10 protein-coding genes are annotated in these 15,495 nt (G+C 48.6%); 4 read left to right on the top strand and 6 right to left on the bottom strand.

Features of this window, described 5'->3' with window-relative positions:
• Positions 1 to 20: 20 nt before the first annotated feature.
• Complete coding sequence (locus IEY46_RS03125; protein WP_188989031.1) at positions 21 to 4,367, bottom strand: glycoside hydrolase family 71/99 protein; 4,347 nt, start codon at positions 4,365 to 4,367, stop codon at positions 21 to 23.
• Between the two features lie 555 nt (positions 4,368 to 4,922).
• Complete coding sequence (locus IEY46_RS03120; protein WP_188989029.1) at positions 4,923 to 5,822, bottom strand: AraC family transcriptional regulator; 900 nt, start codon at positions 5,820 to 5,822, stop codon at positions 4,923 to 4,925.
• A 116-nt stretch (positions 5,823 to 5,938) separates the two neighbouring features.
• On the opposite strand from IEY46_RS03120, the gene IEY46_RS03115 reads away from it, so the two are divergent.
• A complete protein-coding gene (locus IEY46_RS03115) occupies positions 5,939 to 7,843 on the top strand; it encodes an ADP-ribosylglycohydrolase family protein (RefSeq protein WP_188989027.1) in 1,905 nt (634 codons plus the stop codon).
• Positions 7,844 to 7,981: 138 nt separating this feature from the next.
• On the opposite strand, the gene IEY46_RS03110 is transcribed toward IEY46_RS03115, so the two are convergent.
• From IEY46_RS03110 to IEY46_RS03095, 3 genes are all read right to left on the bottom strand, one after another.
• Positions 7,982 to 8,620 carry a GTP pyrophosphokinase gene (locus tag IEY46_RS03110; protein ID WP_229750030.1) on the bottom strand — a complete coding sequence of 213 codons (639 nt, stop codon included), beginning with the start codon at positions 8,618 to 8,620 and terminating at the stop codon, positions 7,982 to 7,984.
• Positions 8,621 to 8,678: 58 nt separating this feature from the next.
• Positions 8,679 to 10,127, bottom strand: coding sequence for a cardiolipin synthase (cls, locus tag IEY46_RS03105; RefSeq protein ID WP_188991640.1), 1,449 nt, complete (start codon positions 10,125 to 10,127; stop codon positions 8,679 to 8,681).
• Positions 10,128 to 10,322: 195 nt separating this feature from the next.
• Entirely contained in the window at positions 10,323 to 10,991 is a 669-nt protein-coding gene (locus IEY46_RS03095; protein ID WP_188989023.1) for a bifunctional 2-keto-4-hydroxyglutarate aldolase/2-keto-3-deoxy-6-phosphogluconate aldolase, read from the bottom strand.
• 184 nt (positions 10,992 to 11,175) lie between these two features.
• Between IEY46_RS03095 and IEY46_RS03090 the strand changes: the two genes are divergently transcribed.
• Genes IEY46_RS03090 through IEY46_RS03080 form a run of 3 tightly spaced genes read left to right on the top strand, consistent with a single transcriptional unit; the run spans position 11,176 to position 14,276 of the window.
• The gene (locus IEY46_RS03090; protein ID WP_229750029.1) at positions 11,176 to 11,721 is read left to right on the top strand and encodes a sigma-70 family RNA polymerase sigma factor; all 546 of its coding nucleotides are present in this window, start codon (positions 11,176 to 11,178) and stop codon (positions 11,719 to 11,721) included.
• The gene (locus IEY46_RS03085) at positions 11,696 to 12,034 is read left to right on the top strand and encodes a hypothetical protein (RefSeq protein ID WP_188989021.1); all 339 of its coding nucleotides are present in this window, start codon (positions 11,696 to 11,698) and stop codon (positions 12,032 to 12,034) included. Before IEY46_RS03090 ends, IEY46_RS03085 begins: the two co-directional genes overlap by 26 nt.
• Entirely contained in the window at positions 12,012 to 14,276 is a 2,265-nt protein-coding gene (locus IEY46_RS03080) for a hypothetical protein (protein WP_188989019.1), read from the top strand. Before IEY46_RS03085 ends, IEY46_RS03080 begins: the two co-directional genes overlap by 23 nt.
• Positions 14,277 to 14,444: 168 nt before the next feature.
• Here IEY46_RS03080 and IEY46_RS03075 read toward each other — a convergent pair whose 3' ends face one another.
• Positions 14,445 to 15,359 carry a nucleoside hydrolase gene (locus tag IEY46_RS03075; protein WP_188989017.1) on the bottom strand — a complete coding sequence of 305 codons (915 nt, stop codon included), beginning with the start codon at positions 15,357 to 15,359 and terminating at the stop codon, positions 14,445 to 14,447.
• Positions 15,360 to 15,495 lie beyond the last annotated feature (136 nt).

Here is a 15,495-nt window from a genome sequence, read left to right as displayed (position 1 = left end):
ATCGATCCAACACCTCTGAACTAGAGTCGGATGTAGTCGATGCTGAACGATCCGGTTGATACACTATCCTCTGGATCGAATCTCAATTGCTTCAATACCCCTGTCCATCCAGGCACCGTAGACATATCCACAACATACTCCGTATAATTCGGATCATTTGCTATCGTAGCAAATGTTTTCGATTTCGCTTCGTTCCAGGCCGTATCCGTTTTTGTAGTAAAATAGAACTTGGCCGTTTTAGCTGCTGTTGCGTTCTTCATTCTAATTTTAATAAACTGATGATCGACTATTCGTATGCCGAGATTATCAGTTGACATCAAATTCGGATCGGTTCCCGTCACAGTGCCGCCCATATATCCGCCGACTTGCCATCCGAAGCCACTCGTATTTCCTCCAGCCGTCCAGTTCTCGACTGTTGAATCTAAATTCCATGCACCCCCATAGTACGTAATGGTTGGATCAAAATAGACCCTGTCATAGGCCGAAGAAGCCTTCGAATTAACGACAAACTGGAATTGATCTCCTGCCGTAGCCACGGCAATCTGATCGATAACAATGCCGGCCATATCGCTTACTTGCGCAAATCCTCCGCCGATCGGCCACCAATCCTGATCGTTTTTCTTGATTTTCACCTGTACCCCGTCAGAAGCCGCGTTACTGACGCTTTTTCTCACATTGGCCATAATCCTTATAGTTCCGCTCGCAGGGACAGTAAAGACTTGAACCGATTCTTTGTTAAGATCGGACTGTTGTAAACCAGCACCGACGAAACTATTGGCCGTTGTCCCTTTCCACCGATTGTTGGTAGAATCCCACGTCATGTTATTTATCGTTCTGGTTGCCCCATTCCAAATCCACTCCTGATAACTCCATCCATTCACTCCCTGTGTTGTCGAGAAGCTTCTGGATTGAGTATAAACGGCAGCATTAGAAATTGTTATTTCATCTATGCCGAAAGAACCGGATGTAGCACCCTCATTTGGATCAAACCTCAATTGCTTCAACGTCCCCGACCAGCCTGGCACCTCCGACAAATCAATAAAATAATCCGTATAATTGCTGTCATTCGCGGTCAACGTGAAAGTCTTGGATTTCGCTTCCGTCCACGATGTATCGGTGTTCGTCGTAAAATATATTTTCCCGGTTGTAATCGTGGAATTATTTTTCATTTTAATTTTAATAATTGTATTGCTGTCCGCGTTTATACCCAAATTGTCAGAAGAAAACAGGTATGGATCAGAGCCTGTGAACTCTCCACCCACATAACCTCCTGTCTTCCAACCGAATCCGCTGATCTCACCGGAAGCTGTCCAATCATCAATAGTGGAATTAAAATACCACCCTTTTGCAGGACTGTTGAAAATCCTGATAAAGTCGATCCCGAACGACCCGCTTGAAGCATTCACCGCAGGAACTAGCTTGATCCTTTTCAAGGTTCCGCTCCAAACCGCAATATTCGACATGTCAAGATTGTAAATCGTATATCCGGAGTTTGCGTTGATCGTAAACGTCTTCGATTTCGTATCGGAGAAACCTGTTTTTACCACAGTCACACTGTCTAGGCTAAACGATCCGCTTGATACATCTTTGTTAGGATCAATCCTGATCCTTTTGATGGTTCCTGACCATAGCCCGTTTATAGCTTCCGTCATATCAATCGAATACTCTGTGTATTTATTGTCATTCGCATTTATCGGGAAAGTTACAGACTTGATTTCACTCCAGTTTGTGTCGCTTGTCGTTGTAAAATATATCTGCCCGGTTGTGTTAGATGTGTTGTTTTTCAATTTGACTTTGATTATTGTATTGTTTGCTGCATCGATACCAAGGTTATCTGGCGAAACAATGAATGGATCCGGGCCTGTTACATTTCCACCTATATAGCCTCCCGTCTGCCATGTAAATCCGCCAATATTGGTGCTGCCAATCCAATTCTCATGATTGGAGTCAAAATTCCAAGCAGTGACGTCGGCTGCAGTCGTAAAATACAATTTAGCACTTGTCGCATTGGTGGCGTTGCTCATTCTGATCTGCACCACATTTTTACCTGCTAAATCGATATCGGCATCCTTCTTCAATACCGTATAGGAATTATTCATTGAAACCGTACCTCTCAGCGCTTGCTCCTCGGTAACCCCGAATGCAGCCATGGAAGGTCCGTACATTCTCATGGTGTAATGATCCGCAATAGGCACCCCGTTGAAATAAGATGTCTTTCCGCTAAAACTTCCGGCGCTTTTTATCACTCCGGCATTTGCCACGGGAGTGCTGCTCAAAGACAATGTCCAAAGATAATCTCCCGGAGGCAATGCCGGCTGCGCCCAAACGTGAATCCACGGATTATTGGCATTGACGCTGTTATGGATGTACGTCGTGAATGGTGCTCCGTTAATCGTCGTTCCGTAATCCGTATCCCATTTATAGAGCGTTAACCGTAGACCCGTACCGGATCCGGTATATACCGGACTTAATAATTCAATTCTGTTCAGCCAGCTTGTCGTCGTGAACTTCTCTGCCGCTACATCCGTACTGCCAATCGCAACAGTCGTTTGGGCTGCACTTGTATTGTACATATCCGTTTTAATCGTATCGACTTTCCAGCCCTCCGGATCTGCCAGATTAACAAATTCCCAAGATCTTGCGGTTCCAGGCACATTGACGTTTTCAGCGATTGGAGCGAGCCCCGGCATCGTAGTTGGGGTAGGAGACGGTGTGGTTACCACACTCTCGTTTGTATAATACGCATAGCTTAATCTTCCGCCGGGCGCTGTGTCGCCATTCACGTAAAAATCCATCTCATCGCCGTCATTCTGCATATTATCCACCCATTTGAAAGCGATATTGACAGGATCGCCGGTAAGTCCCAGATCGTTTCTCGGGATTCGAATCATCATTTCTTTACCGGAGATGCTATAGCTTATATTAGAATTCACAGTAGACCAGTTCCATCCCCCTGTGCTTTGTTCAAGCGTGGTCGTATTAGCCCCCACCCCCTTCCGGTTTATAACAAAGTCAAATCCATTCCAGCCGTTTGTCGGATTTCCATCCGTGTTGATGAATAGTCGCATCCAGGAAGAATCGGTATAAGAGCTAATATTCGCCAAGCATTTTACATAGAAATAAAGATTGTTCGAGTCTCTGGCCACCTTCATCACATCGATATCGTTTCGACCGGAATTGTTTTTGAAATAAAGCGCTCCATAGCCCCTGTAATCCCTCGCCGCCGTGTCTCCCGTATAGTCCTTATAGGCCGGTGAAACATTGCTCCATTGCGAAAAATCCGTATTGATCGTAACCGTTTTAACCGCACTTGGCACTGGCATCGCATTAAAGCCTTTATATTCCCGAATATATTTGGCAAGAAGCATATAATAATTGTCTTTAAAGCCATCCTTCATTGGTTGAATATCACGACTGTATGCCATTGTTGCGGCATCGTACGAGTTCACTTTGTGGTTTCCGATTCCATCCCAAATGCCCGCCATCCATTCATTCCAACCCGTGATAAATACCATCGGAGGATCCTGAGCGATCGCATTGTTCCATTGCTCGGTAAAATTAGTTCCCGAGTTGACGGCCTCCAAGCTATCGTCATGTGTCCCGTTATGGTAACCCCTGCCCCAGGTACTAGGCAATCCAAAAAATGCATTATCGCTAAATAAAAGGGATCCCGAGTTTTGGGCGGGTGATACGCTCATTATTTCTTTTTGTCCGTTATACTGATAGACTTGCTGAGGTCTTACGAAGTCAATCCATGGAAAGCCGTTGTTCTTGGGTGATTCTGTCGGCCATTGCGCTTCTTTGATCGTAAAGAAATTGGATACAGCCGATGAAGCCTGACTGGAGATGCCAATAATCATAGGCTTGGATCTCCAGTTGAACCAAAGATCGGGGTGTCGGTCCGGTGCCCCAGTTTTATAATACCGGTCATAAATGTACTCCATCGTGCTGCCTGAATCGGTATTGGTATAAAAGGCTATTTTAGGAACGGGGGCGCCTTGATCGTACAAATCCTGCATGACATCAAGCAGATTTTTAAGCACCGTATCGTATGTCGGTACATTGGTCGTATCGAATACGATAAAATCGACTCCTGCCTCCGCGAGCATCTGTAAATCCTTGCGTATGACCCAAGGATCGTGGTGATCATAATACCCATATAGCGGATTCCCCCAAAAATGATTAGTCCCTATTCCTCCCCACTCTGGTCTTCTATTATCATAGGCGGCATCCGGATATTTTCTGTATAAAAATTCCATATCATAAGGACCAATATCAAAGCTTGAAGCCAGGAAATAGAACATGCCGACGTACCGGTTCGCCTTGGCATTGCCAGTATCGCTATTCAAAGGCAAACTGCGATTCAAGCTGTCGGTTCCTACTGTTGCATTGTAAACATAGGTATCAACCGCTATTGCAGGCTTTGTAGGCAGAAGGAAGATCATTACGCTACTGAATAATGCAAAACATGCCAATCTCAATATCCTTAGTGTCTGTTTACTAACTTCATTGTCTATCATGTCAATTTCCCCTTTCTTTGATTCGACTCCCAAATTCAGAGAAGATGATGACTTTCCTTATAAAATGAGCACAAGAAATAGATGGCACTCCTCTCCGCAGAAAAAATGTAAGCGCTTACTTTTGGATGCTCATTCAAATCGTCTGAAGTGACTTTCAAAGAATGAATTTATAGCCTCCTATCCAGATAATCTCGTAAAGTCTTGTAGTTTTTCATGCCTCAACTCCAATGTCCTCCCATTCGAATTTTGTTTGTTATTTCATGTTTCTGAATTTAAGTTGAATAATATTTGACTAGTCGTAAGTTTGTCAATACTTTTTTTTTGAAGGTTTTGTTTAAAAATAAACGAGCCATGGACGATCATAAAGATCATTAATGGCTCGATACACGTTAGGTAAATGATTTATAGCGGCCCATTCTCTGTCCGCTCTCTGTAAACCGTAGGCGATATTCCTTCGATTTTTTTGAACACGCGGCTGAAGTAGAACGGGTCTTCAAACCCGACTTCGGCGGCAATTTCTTGCAGGCTGGCGACGCTGTTCGCGAGCAAATATTTAGCCCGCTGGATTCGAAGTTGTTGGATATACGTTACGATCGTGATGCCCGCATACTTCTTGAACACCTGGCAGATGTACTCGTATTTGCGTTCGAGGCTGCGTTCTATCGCTTCCTTCCTGACGTTTTGTGCATATGTCTCGTCCAGATAGTTGACGATTTTACGAAATGTTAGAAACGGGACCGGAACGTTGAACTCATTGCTTGATTGTCGCAGTTCATCAGCGATAAGTTCCAGCATCCCGCCCAGGATAAGTGACATCCGGTAGCGAAAATACCCTTCTGGCTCATTGAACTCCTCTATCAGCCTTTCGAATACTGTCATTAGCCGGTATCGGTTGGACAACCGGAATTGTCTAGGAATGAGCAGTCCATCGACATCTGGGCGCGATGAGGTTCGCAATTCATTGGGCAGAGCATGGACAATATTAAGGTCTTCGCTAAAAATCGTCGAGCCATCGAGCTCAAGCAAAGGCGGCTCGGACGTAAACTGCACCCAGAAAAACCGACCTGTTTCTGTTTGTTTCAGACTGCTATGCTGCTCCCAGGGCTTAAGCAGCAAGGTTTCTCCGGATTTCAGCACCATTTGGCGCTCCCCCACCTGCAGGTAAACAGGTCCTTCCGCTACCACGATCAATTCATAATGCGGATTATAATGGTTGCTCTCTACTAAGCCGATTATCGCTTCAAATATACCAGCCCATCTAACATCGAGTGTGGAAGTCCGAGGTAGCGAAAAATATTCCATGCTTTACCTCCCATTTTTCCGACGGTCCTTATCTTAAAGCTGTGCATGGATTTAGCAGCACTCTCATTGCTATGATCATTATAACAAAAAATAAGCGCTCAGAAGGAGTTAGAATCATGGCTGGTAAGATTATCAATGAACAGGACTATTATCGCCGGGTGTATGGAGGCTGGCTTGGTAAAAATATAGGAGGAACACTCGGAGCACCGGTGGAAGGATCCAAGGAACTGCTTAATTTAACGTTCTATCCTAAACTTCCTGATGGACCGCTGGAAAACGATGATTTGGATTTACAACTCGTTTGGCTTCATGCCTTGGAGCAATACGGAGCGCGATTAACAGCTGTCGAGTTGGGACAGGAATGGGTGGAACACGTGTTCTTTCCGTTCGACGAATACGGCTATGCCTTAACTAACTTGCGCAGAGGACTAGCTGCTCCCGTGGCAGGGTGGTTCAACAATCCGTTTACCGATTGTATGGGCTCTCCCATCCGCTCAGAAATATGGGCGATGGTGGCTCCCGGCGCTCCGCATGTGGCTGCTTATTATGCCTATCAGGATGCAATCGTCGACCATGCCGGCGGTGAAGGCGTATTCGGGGAAATGTTTTTCGCCTCTATCGAAAGCGCAATCTTCTTCGAAACCGACAGGGACCGGTTAATCAGCATCGGTCTGCAGCATATTCCTGCAACGTGTCGGACCGCAAAAGCCGTTCACGATTTGCTCCGCTGGCACAAAGAGGGTAAGGATTGGATGGAAGCGCGTCTCCTGATTCTTGAGAATCACGGAAACTTCAATTTCACGGACACTCCGCAAAATATCGCTTTTACGATTCTTGGCTGGCTGTACGGAACCGATTTCGAGGACTGTATCCTGAAGGCAGCCAACTGCGGCTACGATACGGACTGTACCGCGGCGACGCTTGGTGCAATTCTAGGTATGATTCTCGGACCGGAGCTTCTGCCAGAGAGATGGGTTCATCCAGTAGGCGACCGGATCGTCGTCAGCCCGCAAATCAAAGGCTTTCCCGCTCCAGCTACATTGGACGAACTTACACATCGCACGATGGCGGTCGGACGCGAAGTATTGGCGACATGGGGAGCTGGGGTCGAAATCCGGTCCGACGCATCTACCTCATATAACAGTCAATACACCTTCCTGGAAGTACCGGAATCGGTGACAGCGCTATGGCATGCTCCATTTACCGCTAATCGTTACCTTCTCCCTCAAGGTACACGGAATGCCAGACTAGGCTTGGAACTGACAATCGATTATGGCATGGCCGGCCCTTCTATCGGACGTGGCGGAACAAAACAACTGGCATTGACTCTAGTCAATCATTCCCATGAGGCATGGAACGGGAATCTCGATTGGCAGCTTCCTGATAGCTGGAGCGGCTCAGGTTCTCGCCCCTTTGCCCTCGCACCTGATGGCGTCCTAACTTGGACGGAAACGATTAGCGCACCAGACACGATTTCCGTAACTAACGAAATAGCGCTAATCATCCACCGTATCCATGATAATGCCCATTGGTCGAAAGAAACCGTTACATTCACCCTACTGGCCGCATCCCGATGGCAAATCTCCGGCCCGAATCAATCGGTTATCCAAACGGTCGATTTCGCCGGTGATCGAATCGACGTAAACGGTGCCTTGAATACTACGGTGCCCGGTACATATACCGCGGTTTCCAAGCTTGTAAATCCAAATGAACAAGCCATCCGGCTGATTGCCGGAACTGCTAACCCGGTAAAAGTGTGGCTGAACGGGACTGTTTTATTCGAAGACGACCAAGAAACTGAGTTTATGCCTGCGTATCACCGTTCGCCGAGAAGCAAGATGCATGAACTAATCATGCCTGCCGGTACCCATGATATCCGGATCGAGGTCATAAAAGACGAAAAGCCGATCGAACTTTTCATACTGCCGATCCTCGCAGAAAACTTGGCTAAGATCGGCGAGTTTTTTTACTTAACCGAAATATATTTCGACGCAGACGCACCATCTGTTTCATTCGAATAAAGCACAATGAATCGCAACCGGCTGTTCTTTTGATACTTCCGTTCCATTTTCCATATCTTGCAGAAACAAAATGACCTCAGGTGTCAGTTTAAGCAAATGTGCAGCGGCGGACATCTGAGGAAAGCCACGGGCAGCACATCAAAGCAGACTAGGTAATGGGTTGGCAAGCCGTTTGACTTCCTCGTTAAGTCCCATCATCCGCTTGTCGAGACTTGAAATCATTAGGGCGGTTTCCTTCAGCTGATCACGAATCGATTCAGGCATGTCCTCATGGAAATGATAATAAATTTTATGCTCCAGGCTGGCCCAGAAATCCATGGCGACCGTACGCAGCTGAATTTCCACATTGACATGCTCAATACGATCCGACAGAAATACGGGAATCTGAATGATGAGATGAAGACTTTGGTAACCGTTGGGCTTGGGGTTCTGGATATAATCCTTAACCTCCAGCACCTGGACATCGCTCTGCCTGTTGATCATTTCATAGACACGATAGACGTCCGTCGAGAAGGAGCAGGTCACCCGGACTCCGGCGATATCCCGGATATGTTTGATCGCATTCTCCGTTGTGACTTCCAGCCCCTTGCGAAGCAGCTTCTCGGTAATGCTTTCGGGGGTTTTAATCCGCGTTTTCAAATGCTCGATCGGGTTGTAATGCTGGACAAACTGCAATTCCTCGTTCAATATCGTCAGCTTGGTCTCCACTTCATCCAAGGCGAATTTATAATTCATAAGCAGCCTGGCCCATTCCATGACCATCTTCTTTTCCATCATTGTGTCGTTCTCTCCCCTCTGCTTCCTGCATCGGTCTTCGCGATGCCCGCATAAGCCTTCACAGGATAGGCGACAGCAGCCGTGTGCAGGATTCCTTAAATCGTTGATACAGCGAACGGTTGCAATAAGCCTCGTAGGTCAGTTCACGGCTGTCAAGCATGTCTTCTTCAAAAATATCCTTTAGCCTTGTTGCCGTATTCGTATCATAGATAACCGCGTTCACTTCAAAATTGAGCTTGAAGCTGCGGATATCCACATTCGCCGTACCAACCGAAGCCACCTTGCCGTCCACCACAATCGTCTTGGCATGCATAAAGCCTTTCTCGTAAAGATAACATTTCATCCCCTGCTCCATCAAATCGCCCAAATAGGAAAAGGAGGCCAGATAGACCATTTTGTGATCCGGCTTGCTGGGAATCATCATACGCACATCAACCCCCGACAGTACCGCCATTTTGAGGGCATCCATCAGACTTTCATCAGGAATAAAATAGGGCGTTTGAATATAAATGCTGACTTTGGCGGAATTGATCATTTTAATATACGCATTCTTGATCTGCTCCAGCGTCTGGTTGGGCCCGCTCGATACAATCTGAATGCCGACGTCCCCGCTCTCTTCGGCCTCCTTGAACATCCCGTGCTCGGAGCCCCTGATCATAAAAGGAGACGCCAGATTCCAGTCCAGTAAAAATTGCGACTGCATCTGCTGGACGGAATTTCCTGTCAAGCGCAGGTGGGTATCCCGCCAGAAACCGAAACGCCGGTCAATGCCCAAATATTCATCACCGATATTAAAGCCGCCGATATATCCGATCACCCCGTCAATAATAACCAGCTTCCGGTGATTGCGGTAATTGACCCGGAAATTCAAATACGGAATTTTGGATGGGAAAAATGCAGATACCTGACCGCCCGCCGCCTTCAGACCGTCGAAGAAATGGCGGTTCAGGTGATGGCTGCCGATATCATCATACAGGAAACGGACCTGAACGCCTTCTTTCGCCTTGCGCGTGAGAGCTTCCGCCATTCTCCTGGCCAGGCTATCGTTCTGGACAATGTAATACATCATGTGAATACTTTCCTTAGCCTGTTCGATATCTTTGAACAGGCATTCGAATTTGTCTGTGCCGTTTGTGAAAATATCCACGCTGTTGTTCTGGGAATACAGCGCATAGCCGCTGGACAGGTTCATAAATATCATATCCCGGTATTCCGCCATGGCGGTATCGGTGAAGGTGATATGATTTTCCAGAAAATCTTTCCGCTGATTCTCGATCAGGGCCGCCATCATGATGCGGCTGCGCCTGCCGATCTTATATAGCTTCCGTTTGCTCAGATTCTGGCCAAACAGCAGATAGACGGCAAAACCAACCACCGGCAGAAACAGCAGGACCATCAGCCAGGCCCAGGTCACCCCAATGTTTCGGCGTTCCAGAAACATAACCGTGATGGCAAGAGGGATATTCAAGATTGTGATGATAGTATATAAATGCGTATAAATGAACATCAAGATTTTTTCCACCTCTACCATCGATAATCTTCTTAAGTTTACAACAGATAGCGGTCCTGTACCAATGGCTTATCCCGCTTTCACCCGAAGCCTTGTTCAATGGCTGGATTCAAACAAGAGAGCAGCAGAAATAATGTCTGCTGCTCCCTGATTATGCGGCAATTGCGCACGCCTCATCGGTTAAGTAAGCGATTATTCCGGATTCTTCGCGCTGCGGTATGCTTCCATGTATTGGGCTGCACGCCCCGCAATAAGACTGTAATCGCCTGTTTTCACCGCTTCACTTGTCAGATCGGAGCCTATTCCGACTGCCACCGCGCCAGCTTTGACCCATTCCGCAAGGTTATCCAGCGATACGCCGCCGGTCGGCATAATATTCGCCTGCGGCACCGGTCCCTTGATAGCTTTGATCATCGCCGGGGAATAGAGGTTGCCGGGGAACAGCTTGACGATATCCACACCCAGCTCTAACGCCTCCTGGATTTCCTTGATGGTCATGACACCGGGCATAATTGGCACTCTGTACCGGTTGCAGAGCGTTACCGTTGCCGGATTCAGCGACGGGCCTACGACAAACTCGGCGCCGCTCAGAATGGCAGCTCTGGCTGTTTCCGGATCCAGCGCCGTGCCGACCCCGATAATGGCAAATTTCGATGGATCCGCCGCATTGCTGGAATAGGATACCGCCAGCTTCTCGATCGCCCGCAGCGCAAATGGGACAGTCATCGTGATCTCAATAACCTTGATGCCGCCTTCGATGCACTGGTTGGCCATTTCGATCACTTCCTCAGGGGATTCACCCCGGAGTACGGCAACGACACCCTGCTGGGATACCTGTTGAAGAAGCTTTATTTTTTTCATCCTCACTCATCCAATCTGTATGGTTTTGAAATCTGATATTCTGTCATCTGACTCTCTGTTTCCTATCCTAGCTGAAGACCGTCATTTTGGCAATTCATGTTATTATTTGATTCTTGCAACCTGTTGAGTCCAGTGCGCATCATTATAAGGTAAGGGGGGAGCCGGACTGGATGTTATACAACGATTGGCAGCGCGCGACGAAGCTGCGCTTCAGGAAATAATGCAGCAGTACGGGGACTATCTGCTTCGGACCGCATACCTCATTCTTAATGACCGCCAAACGGCCGAAGAAGTCGTTCAGGATACTTTTATTCAAGCTTTCAATAAAATCGGACAGCTGCGGGAAGCGGACAAGATGAAGGCCTGGCTCCTGCGGATCACGGTAAACCGCTGCCGGATGAAGCAGCGGCTGTGGAACTGGCGAAGATTTCTGCCCCTTGGGCAGACGGAGCAGCTGCACGGCGATGAGACAGCTCCAGGCCCTGAAGAGCTGCTGCTGCTGGAGTGGCGCAATGAACAGCTCAGCAAGGCGGTTCATCGTCTGAGCTACAAATATCGCGAGGTAGTCACGCTCTATTATTATAATGAAATGTCTGTTAAAGACATTTCGCTGCAATTGCAAACCAACGAGAACACGATTAAAGCCAGGCTCGCACGAGGGCGGATACAGCTCAATCAAATTCTGGGAAAGGAGCGGACAGCGGATGAAACCGGAACAACATTCATTTAAACGGCAGCTGGACGAGGAGCTGGACGCACTGCGTTTCACAGGTCATCATAAGGTCCGGACCCGGACGCATCCACGAAGCTGGCTGGAACGCTTGCGATCGATATGGAATACGGAGCTTGAAATCCCGCTCCTGCCCGCCGGATCGGCCGTACTGGTCCTGCTGGCTATCGCGGCGGTACATGAATGGCAGCAGTCTCATACCGATGAGAACGGGACTGGCAATCCGCAGCTTATTGAAGCCGGCGGCAACACTTACTGGGATGACGATTACAAGAAGGCGGTGGCGATGAATGAAACTGACCGTCAAGATTAAGCATCTGGTGCTGTTTGCTACCGTGACTGCCGCTGTTTTTATCCTGTTGCTGCAGTTCATCAGCCCCAGAACCGAAATCGAAGCGGCTCAGCAGCAATTTGACAATGGGGCAGCAGGAAGCAAGGAGCGGCTGCTCCGTCTGATCGATACGACAGCGTCCGGCAAGCAGAAATGGGAGCTGATCCGCAAGAATATCATTGAAACAGGCAGCGAGACTGCCGCGACCGGCTATGATATTTATGTCGGTCCCAATTCCACCATGATGATTGGCGACCAGCCAAACAAGCAATCCCTCTCGCTCTCCGACAAGCTCTCTTATTTGGAGGATTATTTGCAAAATGGACCTTCCGACGGCTATCTGGTAAGGGCTGCCCGCCAATTGGCTGTTTATTATCAGACTGAAGGGCTGCCGGATCAAGCGGCAGCGGTTCTGGACGATGGAATAAAGCGGATGAAAGAAGCTTACCAATCCTATGAGAAGAATGAACTGCTGCTTCAGAAAGCTTCGATATATGCGTCGTTTGAACAATATGACAAAGCGGAAGAGATTTTCAAGCAGTTGGGAGACAGGCTGGGCGCAAATGATTGGGATATGAACGGCCGAGTGGCCCGGGAAAGAGCGCAGCTGTTGATCAGCCGCGACGGGATTGAGCACGCTCTGATTTATGTTGATTCAGAGATTGCGGCTTACCGGAAATCCTGGAACGCTGCCAAGGCAGGCAAGCCTGACCAGGAAAGCGGAACGCCCGCAGCATTAGAGCATCTCACCGGATTAAAAGCCAACCTCGAATATTTCCGGAACCGCAGCGGCGGCAGACTGGCAACAGTATCGGGCACCATTATGCGAAATGACGGCACCCCGCTCGCAGGGGTAGGCGTTTTTCTCAGAGACGAGAGCTCGGCCAACCGGAGTGTATCGGAAGGCGATCCCTATGGGACGATTACCGATGCCCACGGACATTACGAGTTTAGAAATGTCCTTCCGCAGGACTATCAGTTGAATCTGGGGCTGTCTTTCGATCAGATCGACGGCTGGACATGGCCGGTCAACTATGACGATTGGCTGGAGGTGGAGCAAGGCGGAAAGGTTATCCGGGATGTGACGATGCATCCGCTGTTGGAGCTGATCTCGCCTGTCAATCAACAGGTTGTATCCGGACAATCGGTATCCTTCCAATGGGAGAAGGTTGAGGGTGCCGCTTATTATGCTCTTAACGGGCAGCTGCAGACGAGAAACGGAACAATCGGCACACAGCTCGTGAGCCATATCCCGGATAATCGGATCGAGCTCACGCTCAATAAGCTGTATGATCACAAATTTGGAATTTCCTATACGGATCATAACAACTGGGAAACGGTCGATCCCGTTACCCTGCTCGGTTTTGCGAATACAGATAACCGTTTCTCCTGGAGCGTGGACGCGTATGACAAGAACGGACAAATCTTAACCCGCAGCAACGGATACCGGTTGAATACGGATACGCTCGGGAATTTGCCATTCTTTTATATGAAGGAACGGCGTATGACCACTCCCGATACCCTCTTGATGAAAGGCCGTTTGAGCGAGGCTCTGGCCCTGTACAAGCGGGCTTGGTCCGATAACGCCGGCGACGTTCACAGCCTGCGGATGATCATTCGGCTGCTTGATGCCCAGGCGTTATTAAGCCGGGATCAGACCGGCGAGGAACTCCCGTATCTCCTGCGGATGATGGAGCTTAACCCCTCTGAGAGTTATGCCTACTCCATCCTGGACGCCTATTATACGCAGGATGATTGGAATTCGTATACGGATTTCCGCGCACGATACGCTCATCTGCTTGCGGATCAATTCTCGTCTTATACCCAGTCGGTTTATGGAATTGTGTTGATGAAGCAGGGCAAGCTGGATGAAGCACGCGAAGAGCTTCGGCAGGGGCTGCTGAAGGATGACAGCCACCGGTTTGTCGGGATCTATCTTGCTATTGAGCTGGCAGCAGGCAGCTCCTTCGATAACGTCATCCAGCTCGCTGCGCAGTATCCCGAGCGCAGCTTCGGTGAGCTGAAGCATCCCGATTGGCGCCTTCTGACGGAAGAAATGAAGAACGAGAAGGAAACACTTCCTTCGGATGTTTATATGAAGGACGTGCAGGAGAAACTGTCCTGGTTTATTGCAAATGAACAGGAGAAGCTGCGCTCCTGGATCGCCAGCACGGGATCAAGCCCGATGAAGGCCTTTATCCAAGCGTTGCTGGAAGTCAATTGACAGCGGCCATACGGAAGCGGTACGGGATCGAATATTATTCGCGCAAAACAAGCGTTGGCGGACAACTGTCCGGCCAACGCTTGTTTATTTATTCCAAGCTGTCTCCTGCCGCAGCCTCGCTATCAGGCGCCTGCAACACTTCTGCTCCAAGCGGATTGCCACGGCTCCTTAGGCCTGCAGTCTGGAGAAGAAATCCTTGAATACCGGATCCCGGTGAATATGGTTTACATAACGAATAAGATGTCTCGACGAATCCATCCCCCACCGGAAATCCTCCGATATATGGGGACTTGGGATCAGCGAGCTTGGCGTCCATTCCTCATTATTCATGAAAGCCACGGTGGAAATATCCCATATGACCCGTGAGGAGCCTTTATGGTCGCTCATGCAGTCGCGGTAAACCTCATATAAATATTGTCCGATCTCACCCTGGTCCTTCACGTAGTCCCGCACTTCCGACAGTGTAGTGGCCAGATGAGTCGTCACGCCCATACAAGGAATCAATACCAGAGGCACCCCGCTGTCCATGATCGTCCGGGAGGCATGAATGTCCTGGAACAGGTTAAACTCCTTCGTGTCGTTCCATTGCAACGAGTGGCCGCCCAACCAGACCACGACGATTTTGCGGATAATTTCCGGCTGCATCAGAATAGCGGAAGCTACATTGGTGATCGCGCCAATTGACAATACATACAGGGGATCTTCCTCGGAGGAAGCCATCGCCCTTTCTACCAGATTCCGGGCGGCTTCGCTTTCCACCGGCGTTTCAGGCCCGGGCAGATAACGCTCCGAACCTGGGTATGCCGGGACACCGCTTTGCATCAAGCCCAGAATTTTTTTCAGTTCCTTATAGCTTTTCTCCATGCCGTCCTTCGGTCCGTCCGACAATTCATTATGGAAGGGAGCCGCGTAGAACGCTTCCATTTGAAGGCGTTCCGGCGATAGAAGCGCATAGACAACGGCAAACTGATCATCGATTTCATTATACGTGTCCGTATCCAGGACGGCCTTTACTTTACGCTGCGGCGGCTCCAGCCGGCGTACCCGTTCTTCATTTGTAAGCGTTGGAAATTGTATTGCCATGGTTAGATAACCTCCCGGGAAATTTTACTGAACTGCCTTCTGCTTCTTTCTCATTGATTTGAGATAAATAGAGGATTGCTGAAGCTTGCCCTGTGGCTGCAGAAGTTATATGATTTGGCTGTGCATGCTGATACTC

Origin of the sequence: Paenibacillus nasutitermitis, assembly GCF_014641075.1 — a bacterium.
Taxonomy (GTDB): domain Bacteria; phylum Bacillota; class Bacilli; order Paenibacillales; family Paenibacillaceae; genus Paenibacillus_Z; species Paenibacillus_Z nasutitermitis.
This window is presented reverse-complemented; position numbering and strand designations above follow the sequence as displayed.

Bases quoted from the DNA above. Each gene is read 5' to 3' on its own strand.
- IEY46_RS03120 (WP_188989029.1), bottom strand. From the start codon at position 5,822: ATGGAATATTTTTCGCTACCTCGGACTTCCACACTCGATGTTAGATGG.
- IEY46_RS03115 (WP_188989027.1), top strand. From the start codon at position 5,939: ATGGCTGGTAAGATTATCAATGAACAGGACTATTATCGCCGGGTGTAT.
- IEY46_RS03110 (WP_229750030.1), bottom strand. From the start codon at position 8,620: ATGATGGAAAAGAAGATGGTCATGGAATGGGCCAGGCTGCTTATGAAT.
- cls (WP_188991640.1), bottom strand. From the start codon at position 10,127: ATGTTCATTTATACGCATTTATATACTATCATCACAATCTTGAATATC.
- IEY46_RS03095 (WP_188989023.1), bottom strand. From the start codon at position 10,991: ATGAAAAAAATAAAGCTTCTTCAACAGGTATCCCAGCAGGGTGTCGTT.
- IEY46_RS03085 (WP_188989021.1), top strand. From the start codon at position 11,696: ATGAAACCGGAACAACATTCATTTAAACGGCAGCTGGACGAGGAGCTG.
- IEY46_RS03080 (WP_188989019.1), top strand. From the start codon at position 12,012: ATGAAACTGACCGTCAAGATTAAGCATCTGGTGCTGTTTGCTACCGTG.
- IEY46_RS03075 (WP_188989017.1), bottom strand. From the start codon at position 15,359: ATGGCAATACAATTTCCAACGCTTACAAATGAAGAACGGGTACGCCGG.